At 32.0% G+C, this 17,158-nt stretch carries 19 protein-coding genes and 7 pseudogenes; 1 reads left to right on the top strand and 25 read right to left on the bottom strand.

The genetic code is table 11. From position 1 onward, the window contains the following. Positions 1-74: pseudogene (locus AC1RYN_RS07885) on the bottom strand (macrolide ABC transporter ATP-binding protein); the annotation flags it as partial. A 169-nt stretch (positions 75-243) separates the two neighbouring features. Here AC1RYN_RS07885 and AC1RYN_RS07890 point away from each other — a divergent pair. After that, positions 244-1,652: pseudogene (locus tag AC1RYN_RS07890) on the top strand (DUF4403 family protein). 266 nt (positions 1,653-1,918) lie between these two features. On the opposite strand, the gene AC1RYN_RS07895 reads toward AC1RYN_RS07890, so the two are convergent. The 24 genes and pseudogenes from AC1RYN_RS07895 to AC1RYN_RS08010 all read right to left on the bottom strand — a co-directional run bounded on the left by AC1RYN_RS07895 (position 1,919) and on the right by AC1RYN_RS08010 (position 16,299). Continuing rightward, entirely contained in the window at positions 1,919-2,458 is a 540-nt protein-coding gene (locus tag AC1RYN_RS07895) for a DUF420 domain-containing protein (RefSeq protein WP_481806527.1), read from the bottom strand. A gap of 1 nt (position 2,459) precedes the next feature. Next, positions 2,460-3,149: pseudogene (locus AC1RYN_RS07900) on the bottom strand (SCO family protein). A 12-nt stretch (positions 3,150-3,161) separates the two neighbouring features. After that, a pseudogene (locus tag AC1RYN_RS07905) lies at positions 3,162-3,802 on the bottom strand (hypothetical protein). A 77-nt stretch (positions 3,803-3,879) separates the two neighbouring features. Further along, a complete protein-coding gene (locus AC1RYN_RS07910) occupies positions 3,880-4,230 on the bottom strand; it encodes a cytochrome C oxidase subunit IV family protein (RefSeq protein WP_481806528.1) in 351 nt (116 codons plus the stop codon). Positions 4,231-4,248: 18 nt separating this feature from the next. Further along, positions 4,249-5,231 (bottom strand): annotated as a pseudogene (locus AC1RYN_RS07915) (cytochrome c oxidase subunit 3). A 43-nt stretch (positions 5,232-5,274) separates the two neighbouring features. After that, positions 5,275-5,862, bottom strand: a complete 588-nt coding sequence (locus tag AC1RYN_RS07920; protein WP_481806529.1) for a cytochrome c oxidase subunit 3 — start codon at positions 5,860-5,862, stop codon at positions 5,275-5,277. 2 nt (positions 5,863-5,864) lie between these two features. Continuing rightward, a pseudogene (gene cyoE / locus AC1RYN_RS07925) lies at positions 5,865-6,766 on the bottom strand (heme o synthase). Between the two features lie 157 nt (positions 6,767-6,923). Further along, complete coding sequence (locus AC1RYN_RS07930; RefSeq protein WP_481806530.1) at positions 6,924-9,047, bottom strand: gliding motility protein RemB; 2,124 nt, start codon at positions 9,045-9,047, stop codon at positions 6,924-6,926. A gap of 19 nt (positions 9,048-9,066) precedes the next feature. Beyond that, positions 9,067-9,810, bottom strand: coding sequence for a deoxyribose-phosphate aldolase (gene deoC, locus AC1RYN_RS07935; RefSeq protein ID WP_481806544.1), 744 nt, complete (start codon positions 9,808-9,810; stop codon positions 9,067-9,069). Between the two features lie 172 nt (positions 9,811-9,982). Next, positions 9,983-10,369 (bottom strand): VanZ family protein, encoded by a 387-nt coding sequence (locus tag AC1RYN_RS07940; protein WP_481806531.1) that lies wholly within the window; start codon positions 10,367-10,369, stop codon positions 9,983-9,985. After that, positions 10,362-10,742, bottom strand: a complete 381-nt coding sequence (gcvH, locus tag AC1RYN_RS07945; protein WP_481806532.1) for a glycine cleavage system protein GcvH — start codon at positions 10,740-10,742, stop codon at positions 10,362-10,364. The genes AC1RYN_RS07940 and gcvH overlap by 8 nt, the downstream gene beginning before the upstream one ends. Positions 10,743-10,829: 87 nt before the next feature. Beyond that, complete coding sequence (gene sov, locus AC1RYN_RS07950) at positions 10,830-12,269, bottom strand: T9SS outer membrane translocon Sov/SprA (protein WP_481806533.1); 1,440 nt, start codon at positions 12,267-12,269, stop codon at positions 10,830-10,832. Continuing rightward, entirely contained in the window at positions 12,199-13,179 is a 981-nt protein-coding gene (sov, locus tag AC1RYN_RS07955; protein ID WP_481806545.1) for a T9SS outer membrane translocon Sov/SprA, read from the bottom strand. Before sov (AC1RYN_RS07955) ends, sov (AC1RYN_RS07950) begins: the two co-directional genes overlap by 71 nt. Before the next feature lie 68 nt (positions 13,180-13,247). Then, the gene (locus tag AC1RYN_RS07960) at positions 13,248-13,574 is read right to left on the bottom strand and encodes a hypothetical protein (RefSeq protein ID WP_481806534.1); all 327 of its coding nucleotides are present in this window, start codon (positions 13,572-13,574) and stop codon (positions 13,248-13,250) included. Positions 13,575-13,604: 30 nt separating this feature from the next. After that, positions 13,605-13,985, bottom strand: coding sequence for a hypothetical protein (locus AC1RYN_RS07965; protein ID WP_481806535.1), 381 nt, complete (start codon positions 13,983-13,985; stop codon positions 13,605-13,607). A gap of 79 nt (positions 13,986-14,064) precedes the next feature. Beyond that, complete coding sequence (locus AC1RYN_RS07970; RefSeq protein WP_481806536.1) at positions 14,065-14,238, bottom strand: hypothetical protein; 174 nt, start codon at positions 14,236-14,238, stop codon at positions 14,065-14,067. Further along, positions 14,219-14,668 (bottom strand): annotated as a pseudogene (locus AC1RYN_RS07975) (hypothetical protein). The gene AC1RYN_RS07970 and the pseudogene AC1RYN_RS07975 overlap by 20 nt, the downstream one beginning before the upstream one ends. Continuing rightward, positions 14,641-14,823, bottom strand: coding sequence for a hypothetical protein (locus AC1RYN_RS07980; RefSeq protein WP_481806537.1), 183 nt, complete (start codon positions 14,821-14,823; stop codon positions 14,641-14,643). Before AC1RYN_RS07980 ends, AC1RYN_RS07975 begins: the two are co-directional and overlap by 28 nt. Continuing rightward, positions 14,807-15,190 carry a hypothetical protein gene (locus AC1RYN_RS07985; RefSeq protein ID WP_481806538.1) on the bottom strand — a complete coding sequence of 128 codons (384 nt, stop codon included), beginning with the start codon at positions 15,188-15,190 and terminating at the stop codon, positions 14,807-14,809. The genes AC1RYN_RS07980 and AC1RYN_RS07985 overlap by 17 nt, the downstream gene beginning before the upstream one ends. A 63-nt stretch (positions 15,191-15,253) precedes the next feature. After that, positions 15,254-15,475 (bottom strand): hypothetical protein, encoded by a 222-nt coding sequence (locus AC1RYN_RS07990; protein WP_481806539.1) that lies wholly within the window; start codon positions 15,473-15,475, stop codon positions 15,254-15,256. 24 nt (positions 15,476-15,499) lie between these two features. Next, positions 15,500-15,715 carry a hypothetical protein gene (locus AC1RYN_RS07995; RefSeq protein WP_481806540.1) on the bottom strand — a complete coding sequence of 72 codons (216 nt, stop codon included), beginning with the start codon at positions 15,713-15,715 and terminating at the stop codon, positions 15,500-15,502. After that, positions 15,712-15,870, bottom strand: coding sequence for a hypothetical protein (locus AC1RYN_RS08000; protein WP_481806541.1), 159 nt, complete (start codon positions 15,868-15,870; stop codon positions 15,712-15,714). Before AC1RYN_RS08000 ends, AC1RYN_RS07995 begins: the two co-directional genes overlap by 4 nt. Positions 15,871-15,875: 5 nt before the next feature. Next, entirely contained in the window at positions 15,876-16,082 is a 207-nt protein-coding gene (locus AC1RYN_RS08005) for a hypothetical protein (protein ID WP_481806542.1), read from the bottom strand. A 28-nt stretch (positions 16,083-16,110) separates the two neighbouring features. After that, the gene (locus tag AC1RYN_RS08010) at positions 16,111-16,299 is read right to left on the bottom strand and encodes a hypothetical protein (RefSeq protein WP_481806543.1); all 189 of its coding nucleotides are present in this window, start codon (positions 16,297-16,299) and stop codon (positions 16,111-16,113) included. Between the last annotated feature and the right edge of the window lie 859 nt (positions 16,300-17,158).

Genomic DNA, 17,158 nt, shown 5'->3' on the forward strand with positions numbered 1-17,158 from the left:
TTAATACCTTTTAACACATGTAATTCAGATTTTCCCATTTTATAGGATTTATGTAAGTCTTTAATTCCAATCATGATTTGTTAATTTTAAAACAATAATACCTATTTTGCCCAGCAATTTACCATAATAAAATGTTAATAATCCCAATCTATTACACCAATAAGACTAAATCTCTATCAAAATGTTACACTTTAATCTTAAAATATATTTGTTTTCTTAATTTTGCATCTTAAAAAAAATACAATGAAGAAAATATTTTTGTTTCTAATACTCTCAATTGTTCTACAATTTGCAACCAGTTGTTCTTCTACTCAAAAATTAGCAACATTAAAACCTGAACCTGATGACGCTAGCCCATTACTATATGACAATACGCCTTCATTTATCAATTTACCTATTACTGTAAAACTAAAAGATATTGAAAACCAAACCAATACTTTGCTTAACGGTTTAATTTACGAAGATAACAACATTGAAGATGACGATATCGAAATTAAAATATGGAAATTAGCCCCTATAAAAATCGAGACTGACCCGGCTAATCCTGGAAAAAAATAAAAACTATTTTACCTTTAAAAGCACTTGTAAAATACCGAATAGGAACTAAAAAGCTTGGTGTCGAATTATACGATACACGAGAATTTAATCTGAATGGAGTAATTACATTAATCAGCTCAGTAGGTCTAACCAACTGGAAATTAAATACTAAAACCGAATTAAAATCATTAGATTGGAATGAGAGCCCAACAATGAGTGTTTTTGGAAAAAATATGCCTGTAACTTATCTTATAAATCCAGCCGTTTCTATTTTCAAATCAAAAATAGAAAAAAGTATTGATGCTGCAATCGAAAAATCGATGGATTTTAAACCAAATGTTTTGGCTGCCTTAGAAAAAATCTGTACCCCATTTCAAATGAATGAGGAATATGAAAGCTGGCTTAGAATTGTGCCTATAGAAATATACTCTACAGATGCAAAACTAAAAAATGATTCTTTTTTACTAGAAATGGGCATGAAATGCAATATGGAAACAGTAATTGGCAAGCAACCTGAAAGTAAATTTAGCGCTTCTAAAATACTTTTAAAACCTGTTGTAAAAATTCCAAAACAAATTACAGCAAATATCGCTGCAATTTCAAGTTATAAAGATGCTTCCAAAATTATGACTAAAAATTTCGCAGGTCAAGAATTTGGGACTGGAAGCAAAAAAATTACTGTGAAAAATGTTGAAATCTGGCATAAAGAAGGAAAAATGATTATTGCCTTAGATGTTTTAGGTGCTGTAAATGGTACACTGTACCTAAATGGTTTTCCAAAATATAACCCCCAGACAAAAGAACTTTATTTTGACAAACTTGACTACGTTCTAGACACAAAAAGTAGACTAACTCGTACCGCTAACTGGCTTATGCAAGGTTATATCTTAAAGAAAATGCAAGAAAGCTGTCGTTACTCTATACAGCCTAACTTAGAAGAAGGCAAAAAGAGTATGCTTACTTATCTTAAAAACTACTCTCCTATGCCTGTGTTTTTGTAAATGGAAAAATGGAAGATATTGAGTTTCAAAAAGTAGAATTGACAAATCAAGCCATTATTGCTTTTATAAAAGTTAATGGGAACTGTGAATGTCTCGGTAAACGGATTGAAATAAAATCAGTTTATGCGTTTTTCTTTTTGCATTTTGATACATTCTATAAATCAAGTAACCAATTACTCCAACTAAAAATACGGAACTACCATCAAGTAAACGATTCCGATCATTTACTGCTTCTGCTTGTTTTGTGTTTTCGCTCCCCCTAAAGCAGCACGACACATTGCACATTGTGCATTAGCAGATAAATTAAAAAGAAAAATAACCAACAAGAAACTAAGTTTGTTAGCCTAGAAACACCAAGTTTCTTTTGCTTTGTATTTATATTAAACATAATAAGGGGAAATCATTAAATAAACAATTACTCCGGTAATAGCAACGTATAACCAAAGTGGAAATGTAACTCTTGCAATTTTTCTATGGTTATCAAAATTTTTCGCAATCGCACGAACATATGTTATCAAAACTAATGGAACAATTGCAATTGACAATAAAATATGAGAAATCAAGATAAAGAAATACACATATCGAATTGCTCCTTCACCACCAAATTTGGTAGAATCCGATGTCATATGATATGCAATATACATTACTAAGAAAGCTAACGAAAGAGCTATTGCTGTAGTCATCAAACGTTCATGAAGCTTTCTATTTCCTTTTTTGATAGCCATAACTGCAATAACCAAAACCAAAGCTGTAATACCATTTATTGTAGCATAAATAGGCGGTAAGAAAGTAAGCGGCTCTACATTATATCCGAAATCTTTGAGCTTAACTCCAAATAAGATAGCTACTACAACTGGAATTACAATTGAAACAAGTACAATATACTTGTTGTATTTTTTTTCTAATGAATTATCCTCCATCTTATTCTTCTAATAATATATTTATATCTTGTTGTATATCTCTAACTCCTTTTTTGTCCAATCCATCGTAATAAAGTATTGGGTTTCCAAATTCATCTTTACGACAACGAATATCTCCATTTTTATCAATTAAGGCAAATAAACCCGAATGTTCAAAACCTCCACTCACTTTACTATTTGCTCCTGCATATAAATTAAATCCTTTATTAGATAAATCCATAATAACATTTTTATCACCTGTTAAGAAATTCCAATTAGATGACTTTACTCCTAACATCTTTGCGTGATCTTTTAAAACTTGTGATGTATCATGAGCAGGATCAATTGTTATTGAAACAATACCAAAGTTTGGATTTCCAAAAAATTTCTTCTCAATTTCCAACATACTCAAATTCATCTTAGGACAGATTGATGGGCAGGTTGTGAAGAAAACTCAAGAACATAAACTTTTCCTTTATAAGTCTCATTCCGATATTTTAACGTTATCCTGATTTACTAATTCAAATTTAGGAGCTGGGCCAATTTTTACTAATTTCCCATCATCCTTAACATTTTTACCTTCAACACTATCCAAACGACTTCCTTTTACGATTGTATCACTTTTTACTCTATCTATAATTTTAGGAATAGCATAAATACCAAAAATCAATACTATAAATGAAATTCCGATATATGATTTGTTTTTAAACATGATAATATAATTTTAAAGTTGTTTTGTCGCATTATGATTTTTCTTAAGAGCAGCACGATATTCGTAAAGGATAATCTTAAAATCATCCAGCATTTCATTACTCAGCTCTGAAGGATGAAAAGTATTATATCCTTCTTTATAATCTTTTTCATCTTTACGTCCTCTTAAATTGCGTTCTTTATCAACAATAAAAACATTAGGCGTTCCTAGATGCTGATCTAATTTTCCAACCAAATGCAATTGATCATAATATGTACTAATTTCGGCTGGAGAAGCAAAAACAAAATGCCATTGTGATACATCTGTAAATGCCGCCAAGGCATCTACAACTTTACGCGCATCCTCTTCTGTTCCTAGAGGACAAATTACAACAAATTGTAAATCTTGAAAACCATGATAACGCTGGTAAACTTTTTCATTTAGATTAAAATAATTACCTCGATTTTTTAGAATTTCTGCTCCTGAAAAACCTAGTATTGTTATTTTATTATCCAAACCAACTTTTTCACCTCTTAAAGACTTCCAGTCTCCTAAGTTGGCAATTTTAGGTGTTACGATAGGTAGTTTAGTAAAACCATTCACGCCAGATGCAAAAAAAGATAAGCAACTATAGGCAAAACGAAGAGAACAAAAAGAACTATATTTTTTTTCATTATACAAGGGAAAAAATTAAAGTACAAAAATAAAAAAAGGTACGCAATGCGTACCCTCTTTTTGAATTAATATCATGTTAAAAATTCCATTTAATAGTAGAATCTTTAAAAACCCCATAAATATAATGTCCTTCAGTTAAGAGAATGAACAATAAATATAAAACTAGGAAAATAACCGTTGAAACAACTGACCATCTTAGGCTACTTTTTTCACCTTCCATGTGCATAAATGCCCATACTATATAATAAGCTTTATATATTGTTAGAATATAAAATATCCAGTTCAATAAATTTAAACCTATAAAATGATTAAATTCTAATACTCCTGGTTTATAAATCCCAAGGATAACCTCTACTGTTGTTACAACTGATAAAAGTGCAAAAACAAACCAGATTCTTTTTGTATGTGATACATATTCGTGTGACATAATAATATAAATCTAAAATTAAACTAAGTAGAAAACTGTAAATACAAATACCCAAACTAAATCGACAAAGTGCCAGTATAAACCAACTTTCTCTACCATTTCATAGCTTTTTCTTTTTTCGTAAGTACCTAACAATACATTAAAAAAGATAATTATATTAATGATAATTCCTGAGATCACGTGAAAACCGTGAAAACCTGTAATAAAGAAAAAGAAATCAGCAAATAATTTATTTCCGTATTCGTTTCTAGTCAAATTAGCACCTTCAACAACATAATGAGCTTGACTTAATCTAGCTTCAGACTCTTCTCTTGTTAGAATAGTTTTTTGCTTTTTCTCAGTAAGTTTTTCTGTTCTTACTAATAATTCAGGATGCGCTTTAAAACCTGCTTGTACTTCAGCTACTGAATATGTTGGCAATGTTTCTGCATCGCTCATAAACCAGTTCCCTTTGTCTCTAAGTCTAATGCTTCTCTTGCTTCTGGTAATTTTACTGCAAAATCTGCAAGAGCAACACGTTTACCATCTTTATCTACAAACTGAAGTAAACTTCCTCCTTTTGTTTCAATAGCTCCATATTCTCCTTTGATAAAGTTTTTCCATTCCCAAGCTTGTGATCCAACGAAAATCAAACCTCCAATAATAGTTAAAAACATATATACTGCAACTTTGTTTTTCTTCATTTGGTGTCCTGCATCAACAGCCAAAACCATTGTTACAGATGAAAAAATCAAAATAAATGTCATTAATGCGACATAATACATAGGCGCTGGTACACCATGCATAAAAGGGAAGTGATTAAACACTTCGTCAGCCAATGGCCAAGTTTCAATAAATTTAAATCTAGAAAAACCGTAAGCCGCTAGAAATCCAGAGAACGTTAAGGCATCCGATACGATAAAATACCACATCATCATTTTACCATAACTTGCTCCTAATGGCTCATTGCCGCCTCCCCAAGTTTTTTCTTCATTATTTGCAGTAGTAACTGTCGCTTCCATAAAAGATATTCGTTAAAAAGTTCCCCAAATTTACGTTTTTTTCTTATTTAAAGAAATATAAAAATAAAAATAAATAGACCCACAAGAAATCAAGAAAGTGCCAGTACATTGCACCTAGTTCTATTCCAAGAGTTTGAGTCGAATTGTATTTCTGTTTAAAATGATTATAAATAATAACTAAAAGAGAAATGATCCCTCCAGCTAAGTGAAATAAGTGTGTAACTGTTACAACATATAAGAAAGTTGTTGTTATTGTACTTTCTGCTCCTGTAAAATAGTACCCATTTGCAACGATTTGTCCAAATCCTACAAACTGTAAAACCACAAACAAAATTCCTAATGCTAAAGTAGTCAAAAGTAAATTAGTTGTTGCTTTTCTGTTGTCTTTTTGCATTGCTTTTTTAGCTAAATGAAAAGTGACACTACAACCTATAATTATCAAAGTACTATAAAAAAACGCTGGTGGCAATTGAAAATCCTTCAACCAGTCGGTTCTTGACTTACTTACCACAAAAGCACTTGTAAGTCCTGCAAACATCATGGTCATACTGACCATCGCGAACAATAAAATTAATTTAGATGACTTAGCGCTCCTTGCTCTATTTTCATCTGCTGTCATTGTCATTTCCATAACTATCTTAAAAATTTATCAAATATATAAATCAACTGCAACAAGGTAATATAAGAAACACTTACCAACATTAATGCTCTTGCTGCCTTAGCTGTTCTTAACTTATACAAACGAACTGCATAAATCAACATCCAAATCCCCAACAAAAACACCAAAACTGCTGCTATTGGCGTAATAAACAATTTACCTGTATACCCTAAAGCAGGCAATAGTGACGCTACTATAAGCCATACTGTATACAAAATAACCTGTAACGCGGTTCCTTTATCTTTTTTCCCTGTAGGAAGCATAAAAAACCCTGCTTTTTCGTAATCCTCATATAAAAACCAACCAATTGCCCAAAAATGAGGAAACTGCCAAAAAAACTGAATTAAAAAGAGTGTTCCTGCTTCTATACCAAAATCTCCTGTAGCTGCTACCCATCCTAACATAAATGGTATTGCTCCTGAAAAGCTCCAACAAAAACCGATAATGATGTTACCGTCTTTAATGGTGTATAAACACTAGTATATAAAAATATAGAAATCGCACCAAACATTGCTGTTTTAGGATTGATTGTGTAGAGTAAAGTTAATCCAATAATTGTAAGCAAACTTGCAACAAACAAAGCTACTTTAGGCGACATTCTTCCTGAAGGAACTGGTCGATTCTTTGTTCTATCCATTAAGGCATCCAAATCTTTTTCGATAACCTGGTTATAAGCATTTGAAGCCCCTACCATACAGTATCCTCCGATTGCTAGAATTAGAAGTACTGACCATTGAAAAGGATGTTTATCATCAAAACCAAGTAAATAACCTGCTATTGAAGAAAACAAAACACTTACAGCGAGTCCTGCTTTTGTGATTTCCTTGAAATCATTAAAAATAGATTTGAGTGAAAGTGTATTTTGTGTTGCGTCCAATGCGATGTTATTTTTGTTTTTTCAAAACTGGTGCAAATGTACAAATTAGATTGCAGAATTCAGGATGATAAAATTACATTTTTTCAAATGAAGTATTCAAATACACCTTAATTTCACTGTAAAAGCGAATCATTTGCAAAAAATCTTACTAAATATTCTAATAATCGAAATACCAATTAAAGACATCTGCCCTTAACCCGAAAGTAAACCATGTTGTACTTTTCTTAAAAGTAGTCTCCGTATCTTTAGTAGGATCAAAACTTCTGTAAATCAAGCTTCCGAATAACTTTAAATTTGTTGCTGGATTTACCAAATATCCTGCCTGTATATCTGTAATAAAAACTGTCGTTTTATTTCCCTGTCCAACTTTTACTCCTTTGTTGTAAGGTCTTTTACTATCATAACTTTTATAAATATTAGATCCATAATTAAATGAATCCTCTGCGGTATCAAAATCTAATCCTCTTGTACCTGTAGTAATTTTTGCATCTGCAAAATACCTTCCTTTATGATAACGCGCTATTGCAATAAGCTCACTAAAATTACCGCCCCATTGGTGCCCAATACTCTGATTATTATGTCCATAATTTGTAATGACTGCGCTATGTGAATACACATATGGACGCACATGGTTATATTCTAACTGTACTAATAAATTTGGAATTTGAAAAGCGTTATAATATTTAGCACCTAACTGATATCCGAATTTATTCTTCCAGCTTTTTTCTCCGCTTTTCATATCACTAACCGAAAATTCATCTAAAAGAAATTGTCCGTATAGGTTTATTTGATCATTCCATTTGTATTTTGCCGTTAACCCTAGTAAAGCATTCCCGCTTTTGGATGAGGAAGCAAATTCTACTGATCTATAAAAAATAATCGGATTAGCAAAAGCCATATCAAATCCTCTATCATTACTATTTGTCCAAATTACAGATTCGAAGAAACCTAAGTTCAATCTATTTGTAACATTCAAACTTAAATAATGGTTTGCCATGAACTTACTGGCATATGTTTTATCAACTGTTGCATCTTGTCGAATATCTTTAAGAAACATATAGGTATTGGTATACTTTATCTTCCAAAAGGTTGTATTCATTTTAAAATACGGATACGGGCTTGCTCCATCACTTTCTAACAAAGAACGATATCCATCTCCTATAAAATTTCTTCCATAACCCAATTGAAAATTAAAAATCTTACTTGGTGTGTATGTCAAATTTGCTTCGGCTGAAGGAAAATCAAAACCGTTTGTTTTAAATTCCTTTCCTATTCCAATTCCCGGAACTACTCCAGGATTTCCTCCCGAAGGTTTTATAGATTGTGCATAACTATTGTAATAGTCTGCAAATCTTCCTTGACTCTCGAAAACAGTTGTTGTAAAATTAAGCTGCTTACCCAACCCTCCTCTAAAATTAAGCGCACGTGTATTTACGTAAGTATAAGAATCATCACTTTTTGTATCCTTACCGACTTGTAAATCCATAATCGCATTTAATGTAAACCAATATCCTTCTCCTTCGATTTCGACTAAACTTTCGTTCCAAAGCTTACGCCCGAACCAACTAGACACATTCTTTTTAAGCGATTCATTCACCGCTTTAAGATTATAATATTTAGAAACTTCGGCATACGTATATGGTTTTGAAGCTGTATGATTGTTACTCCCCACTCTATTCATCGCTCCATCAAATTGCGCGTAATAACTATGAGAAAAAGGTATATTTAAATGACTTTCGAATTCTGGATTTGTATATTTCTTGTAAACAATACTATCCAATTCGGTTAATGGTTTGGTAGCTGGTTTAATAATTTTAGCTGCCGCTATAGCTTCTTCTGAAATTTGTCCTGCAGTTTTTAGCGGTATATTAATTATGATTGTATATTTAGAATAAGTAGACTTCCCATCATAAGTAGATGGTTTAATCTTTGGAAATGCTGCAAAAACACGTTTTGTTTCCTGAACTAATTCATCATTATTTGCATTAACATATATTACTTTAAATTCTCCCGTTTTATCTACCTCAAAAAGCACCTTAACATCTCCTTTATAATTATTCTGTTTTAATGTTGGTGGCACTTGAAAATTATTAAATACAAAATCCTGAACCTTGTCATAAAAACAACTTTCCAATGCCTTCCCCTTTAAATTTTCACATGTTGGAAAAATCGGAAACTCTTCGGAAGTAAAACTAGAATTGACTGTTAAATTATTCGCTTGCTGAGAAAAAGCTAGTAATGAGTATAATGTTATAAGAAAAGCTAAGAAACCTTTATTCATATAGTTTTGGTTGTGAATTTTAATATTGGTTTTGCGAAATTTCTCCGTTTGCGATTGCTTTAGCATTTGAAGTTCCTATTCTTTTCACTCCAAGATTAATCATTTCAACAGCTTCTTCATATGTTCTTACTCCACCTGCTGCTTTTACAGGTAGTGGCGAAGCATTTTCAAGCATCATAATAATTGATGGTACTGTTGCTCCATTTGGTAAATTATTTTCTGTTTTATAAAAACCTGTAGATGATTTCACAAAAACAGATGAATATTCATTCTCCTCAAAATTCTGAATAACTATACTCTTTATTAATGCAGATAATTGTATAATTTCTTTATCGTTAAGTGCAGCAACTTCTATAATCCATTTCACAACTTTACCATTAGTTAATCCCAATAGTGTACATTGTAAAATTTCATTTTTAACTAAATCAATTTCACCATTTTTAAAAGCTTCATAATTACATACAAAATCCAGCTCATTTGCTCCATCTTGTATTGCTATATTTGCCTCTGCAATCTTTTCTTCTAAACTTGATTTACCTTCAGGAAAATCTATTACTGTTCCTATCAAAAGATTCGATTTAGCATCCGAAATCATTTCTTTAGCTAAACTTACTTTATCTGGACGAATCATTATCAACTTAAATTGTTCTGCTATAGCTTCTTCAATTACATCCTTAACTACCTGTGTGTTTTGTGCTTCACTCAAATTTGCCTGCTCTGCAGTTTTTAAATATGTCGAGTCTAAGTATTGTCTAATATTCATAGCCATAATAAATTAATTGTATTAAATCCTAATTGACAAAAATACATTTTATATTGGGATATGTCTGGAATTAACGGCTAGTTTTACCTAACTTATGCACAACAAAATCTTCACTACAAATAGTACATCCTACAGACCTCTAAAAACAAAAATCCCACCGAAGTGGGATTCATTAATTTACTATTTTAGTGATTAGCCTATTAAATAACAGCACAGCAATTATTGCTGATGCTGCTCCTAGTGAATTTGCTAAAAAATCCATCATGTCTGCACTTCTTGTTAAAGTATATTCGCTTTGTAAAAGTTCAATTGTAATTCCAAAAAAGGTTGAAAAAACAAAAGAAAGTAATAATGGTCTAAAGTCATCTGTATTTTTAAATTGTTTTTTAAAATACAAAAACCACAGAAAGGTAAAACCAAAATAAAAACAAAAATGAGCTAATTTATCTATGTTTGGTATACTTACAACTGGTATATTACTTGACTCAGTTAAACAAAGAAAAATAATAACCCCTGTCCACAATAAAGCCAAACATAAAAAAAATATTTTTTTATGCACCTATTAATTCTTTATATGCTTCATCAGATAATAAAGAATCTAATTCTGATGTATTTGAAATTTTAATTTTAATCATCCATCCAGCGCCATAAGGATCTGAATTTACTGTTTCTGGAGCGCTTTCTAAACTATCATTAAAAGCAATAATCTCTCCTGACAAAGGCAAGAACAAATCTGAAACAGTTTTTACTGCTTCAACTGTTCCAAAAACTTCATCTTTATCAAGTGTTTGATCTAAAGTTTCTACTTCAACATAAACGATGTCTCCTAATTCTTTTTGTGCAAAATGTGTAATTCCTACTGTTGCAACATCGCCTTCAATGCTAACCCATTCGTGATCCTTTGTGTACTTTAATTCTGTTGGTATATTCATAATAAATACTTATTGATAATTGATAATTGAATTTTAATAGGGCAAATGTAATAATCTTCTAATCAAATTCACTTTAGAATTTGAAATTTAATTTCCAAAATTATATCGAATGGTAAATCCTGATCGAATATTCGTTAGAGGATATAAAGTCGAGATAACTGCTTTAGAAAATGAATGATCATAATAAAAGATTGCTGTTAGGTTCTTACTAAATGAATAATCGGCTGTAATTTTTATTGACCAAATGTTTTGTCCTGCAGCCAATTGATTGTTATCGTAATCTAAATAACGAACCATTGTTTGATTATTTCGATATGACAAATCTCCTTTTATATTGATATCACTTTTTATAATTCCTGTAGGGCTATCAGCTAATGTTGAAGAAAAAATTACATCTTTAATACGGTATCCAAGACCTATAATATATTCCATTCCTTTAACTTCTGTCAATAAATTATTATCGAAACTCATTGACAATGCTCTATCTTTTTTAATTTCCGTAAGTACTTTCAAAGAACTCTTTAGCTCAAAATCCATTCTGATAAGCGGACTAAATTGTTCCACTAAATTAACATTGGACATGATTGTCGCATTATAAAAGTTACCATTATCTGGATCAACTCCACCTGGATTTTGATCATACTTAAAATTAGAACGATACTGATTAATCGTATAAGACGCTCTATAGTTATGCTGCAATGAGAAACGCTTGAAATTTTCTTTAAAATATCTATAACGCATCAATCCATTGTACTTTATACTCCAGTTTGGAAGAGGGAAGTTTCTAAAAATACCCGTCGAACTACTTGAAGCATTGCCTCCCGAATAAGCTGCCAAAAAGGACGGTAGCAAAACTGCCTGATTACTTTTTGTATATCCTATAGGAAACCCTTCATTTGATATATAAATATCTCTCTGACCGTATTTAGGATCTGTTGGGTTAACCGGAATAGGATTTGCAGCATCACCATAACGAGGAATATTACTACTTCCATAATGACTTTCTGCTAAACGATTTGCAATTACCAAACGATTGGATCTAAAATCTTCAAATGCTGATGAAAAATTTTCGTCACTTGCAGAAAAAGCTGTTTTTATCAAAATCGTCGAAATAGAAAACATTCCGTAATTATATGGTGATCTCGCATGATACAATCCTGTTGCATCAACATCGTATTGCTCTGAGAAATTAGCTGAATAAGTACGATCTAAGTTCAAATCTATTTTTAAATCTGGTAATAAATCAATATTAGCTGTCGCTTTAAACATCTTGTTTGTTACCTGCGAAAAGTTCTGATTAAAATCCTGATAATTAGTTAACCATCCATTTTTAGCTGCCTCATAACGTACATCATCCTGACTTCCAAAAATAAATCCTAATGATGGTCGAGACGAACCTAAGAATCCAACACTTGGAGTATATCCTGGTAAAACTGTACCGCTATTTACTGTATAGTTAACCTGAATATTTTTTATACTTGTTAACACTCCGATTAAACCATCTTGGAAAGCACTGTTTTTTACCAATGCTTGATTCGTATTTACTACTTTCTCGCCTGGTTTTCGGCACAGTTGGTTTTACTTTAGGTGTTGCTCTGGCTCCTCCTTTTGTAAGTCCCAAATACTTATAAAGCGTATTCATATTCATTGCTGCAGTAAAGGTATTCGAATTTGCATTTTGAACTGTATTTCCTAAGTCATATGAATTCCCTTTATCATCTTCATATCTTGATAATGCCTCTGACGTACGCTGCCAGCTATAATCTCCCGTATAAGAATAACTTGCTTTTAAAAATCCTAATACTGGAATTTTATATAGTGGAATCTCATAATTTAAAACCAATTGTTGCATATGCTGATTTGGCGTACCAATATCCCAGTAGCTATCCCAAATACTAAAGCTATCAATTGGTTCGTTATCAGCATTCATATAATTTTTAACAATGTTATTTGATGATGCTGTATAGTTTATTTTTAATGATTTCGTAAGATTAAAATTAAATCCATACTGGTAGTTAAATGCAAAATTTCTTCTATACATCGGATCTAATCCAATACCCTCAACATTCTCAACTTGTCTAAACTCCTGACGGTTGTATTGTCTTATAATATTAGTATTAAATGTAATATTTGACGGCAAATAATTAAAATTAAAATCGCTCAACAACTTCCAATAGTCACTCTTCTTGAAGTATTTGCTTTTTTTAAATGGCTCAACTGCCTTTGGTTGAAAGCTGTATGCATAATTCACAGTTGTACTCGATTGCTGATCTTGATAACTTCTTATCTCATAATCATGACGTTCTACTTCATTGTATGATTGTGAAAATGTAAAATTTTCAGGGTCATAAACATGTTGTTTTTGTTCTGGTGCTCTATCTTTTCTAACTCCAATAAAATTGATACTTCTACGCTTTGTATAATCAATAGTCTCGATTTCTTATATTCTCTCTTTCTGCAGCATTTGTAGTTACATCCAGTAACTGCTTAAGTTTTATATCTTCGTTAAACGGGTCGTATTCTGGAGTAATTATTCCTTCTCCCTACTGCATAATTAGGAGGCAAATTAATACCCCACTTTGGTGGTAATAGCTTTCCTAAATTTAAATTAGTTACAATATTATATTGTTGTATATCTTCTCTGCTTCTTTCATTTGGTCCTCTTGTTCCAAAGAACCGAATCCTATTTCTACTTTTTTTCCTGTTGAAAACTGTAGCAAAATCAGCAAAATTGGTATCAATATTCAGTACCGCTGCCATCCCTCCTTTATTATCCATTTCGGCAAGACGCAACTCATTAAACCAAACTTCTCCTTTAACATCCTGGTGCATTTCTACGTTTTTGAACCTATCATTAACTTCCTAACTAATCCAAAATTCGGATTCCCTTTTATCCCTGAATCGCAATTTACTGTCTCCATCTCCTCCTGAATTGATTACATCATCATCTGGATAATATATTCCATCTAGCGGCAATGTATTTGGATCAATTTTCATTGCCTTAATTTTCATCTGTGTCAATAATTCAAGAGCCAAATCAATATTATTCTCTTCCGGCCAAACAACTTCTGGACTTAAAGGTGAACAATCTTTTCCTGTCATTGAGGTTGGAATTGTTACTTTTAAAGGTATTTCAATTTGATAGAAATTCTGAGTAAAATCATTTCCAAAACGAATAAAACCTACCATTTGTCCATCTTTCAATACTATTTCTTCTGGTAATGATTCTGCATGTAAAAACATTTTCAATCTGTTGTATTGACGCATATCAACACTTAATTTTTAAATACTGCTCTGGAATCTTTTGGCTGTAAACCATTTCCTAAACCTGGATGCCAACGCCTGCCTCATTTTGATTGATAATCGTATTATTATTATACAATTGCTCTCGTGCTACTTCTGGAGGTGACACATAATTTATTGGACATCTGGTACTATTTTTTCGAATATTTACTGCAGAAACATCAAAAGTTGTATTACCTCCGTACATTAACATCTGCTGGATCCAATGTACTTGTATACCTTCTCCACTCTCCTCTCACTAAATCTAATGCTCCAAAACGAACTGTAACGTTACTTGCAAACCCTGTCATAAACATTCTCATAAAACGAATTCATCTGAAATCGGATATATTACCAATAGTATTTTGAGGTTGTGAAACTGAATCTTAAACTGAATCCATCTAGCATCGGTAACTGAACCATTTGCCATGGTTACCTATATTTTTTATATCTGTAATATAATTTTGCCCGACATTCATATTCGGCTTAATATCAACACCATACTCATAATAAGCATTAATCGTATTCATGGTGTTATCTCTATTAATATCTTCAACGTCTGGAAGTGTTGTTGAAGCTCTATTAGCATCATTTATATCTACTGCTGAGTTTCCTTCTACTCCATTATAATTTTTATAATCGATCTAAGAACTCCACCTGTAGTATTTAAATAATATCTATAATCATCTGCTGCTGGATCTGCTTCTGAGGCAAAATTATTATAAATTGATCCTTCTCTTCCATTTGGTAAACCATCAAAACTACATCTTGATTTGCTCGATTTAACTATTATTATCAAATGCATAAATTAAAGATTGCGATGCTGGAACATCTCCCCACAAAGGCTGAGGCTTCACTACTATTTGATTTGGCCCTAAACCATTTTCATATTGCTTTCTACCTAAATCTTCTAAAATATCTTCTGAAATTTCTCCCAAGTTAAAATAAACCTTACCTGTATTAGTTTGATCTGTTTGTCCTGCTCCTACAAATGGATCTAATACCCAAAACTGGATGTACTCAACATTTCCTTGTTCAAAATCGGTTGAACTTAAAGCGCGCATTATCCCTCCAAAATTATCTTTTGGAGTCGTTGCATAATTTAAATTATTGTTATAAGGCCCTCTCTCTGATGGATAGTATGTTAAATCTAATGTATTTACCACTTGTGATTGTCCTTGACAATATCAGTTAGTGGATACATTCTTACTATAATTTATGGGTTGAGTTCAACGAATATCATCATTATAGATTTCTTGATACGGTTTCGAAGCATAAAAAATTGGATCGATTGTATACCATGATAATTTTGCTCTTTTAAAACCGTAGCTTAAATCATTATTTTTGTGCATTAAATTATAGGCACTCAATGCATTATTATCTGTGTGTCCATGCCACTTTACGCATATGCCGAGCGCATATCTATTGTTGATTGTGACCTTTAAAATCATCTACATAAATAGTTGATTCTCCTTCTAAATTATCTGCTTTTGGAGTTCCTGTTTTAAGAAAGCAACTTCTCCTCTTATCCAACAATTAGAGGGAACATCAGTATCCATAAATGGCAATTTATTTACTAATCGGGTAAAGAAAGGAACTTCTGTAGAGAAATTTGTATTGAAACCATAAATCATATTGTTTACAGATTCCTGTCCGTAACTTGATTTTTGTGTAAACGGCTTCTTGGTCATTTTGTAAAAACAGAAATACCTCCAACTGTAAAATTATCTGAAATTTTATGCTGTACATCTATCCCCATAAATCTTCGGGTTTGTTGTCCGAAAATAGAATTATTCTCTAATGAAATTTCAATTGGCGTATTTGATGCCTGAAGTGAAGGATCCAAAATTGCTAACTCTTCCTAATTGATAATTTACGCGACAACCAATTCCTTCTGATGAATACACGACCTGCCGCAGTAACTACAACCAATCCTCGAGGAACATTAAAGGCTCCGATAGGAATTCCATCACCGCCTGTAGATTTATATTTACCTCTCAATAAGAATTTATTTTTATCACTATCTTGTAAAGCTCCTGATTGCGTATTGGCATACATATTACGGATAATATCACTCTGATTCGGGTTATATACTTGTATTATGATAATCTTCTCCAGCGTTATTTGATAATTTAGAGAATAATAGTTCCCCAAAAGGCTCTTTAGTTGTAAATATGATTCTACCATTTTGCGCATCCATGGTTAATCCTGGCAAGAAATCAAAAAAACCATCACCTCCCACTTGCGGGTCATTATTATAATTTAATTTATCCAAATTAAACACTTTTAACAAAGGTGTATCCGTTATCTTGTTACCTGGTGAAGATTTGGAGGAAACGTGTTCCTGAAACTGGTGTAATATAGTTTATAGGAGATGGATCTGTATATAAAATATTAAATCTGAAATCTTCCTGGCTTTATTTGATATGCTCCAGGAATACCTCGATAGATGTTTTTCATCATCAAATTCAAACTGGATTTTTAACATTGGTCAATTACTTTTTAGCATTTTCAAAATCAAACTCTGCGTTATGATTACTTGGTCTAAGGGTTGTTTCCTGTTACAATTGTACCATCCACACCATCATTCCCAAATTCTCCAACTTGATATACCTGATCTCCCATTGCATATTCATAGGCTACCGCCAGAACTTCATCATTTGCTAAACGTTGTTCGGCAACGAAACATATCCTAATCGTGGATGAAAAAGTCTATTCGTTTGCATTTAACTTTCTTGCATTTTCTAATTTGGAATAATCCTGACCTTCACTTACTGTAATTGCATTAAATCCTTTATTTGAAGTAACGATTTCACAAATCTGACTATTTAAAAAACCTGTTCCTCCAGCAATTAATTTTGGGTCATATTTATTATTCCCATTATTTGCTGGTGTATTGATCGGTTGAAAAACATCCCTGCAGATGGATTCAAAACTACAACTTCGCTATCTGGGATTCCTGACAACTGGCCTTCACCTAAATCCTGAAGTGCAATAATATTTCTTAAATTATTATTTGTTGTACTAACTCGATTTTGCTTATTAGTTACCCAAACTTCTAATCTTGTTATTTGAACACGACTATCAATAAAGGAGGTGCTGCCTCCCTAACAACAGGAGCATGTATTAACCTT

This window comes from Flavobacterium sp. TC780 (assembly GCF_056783245.1).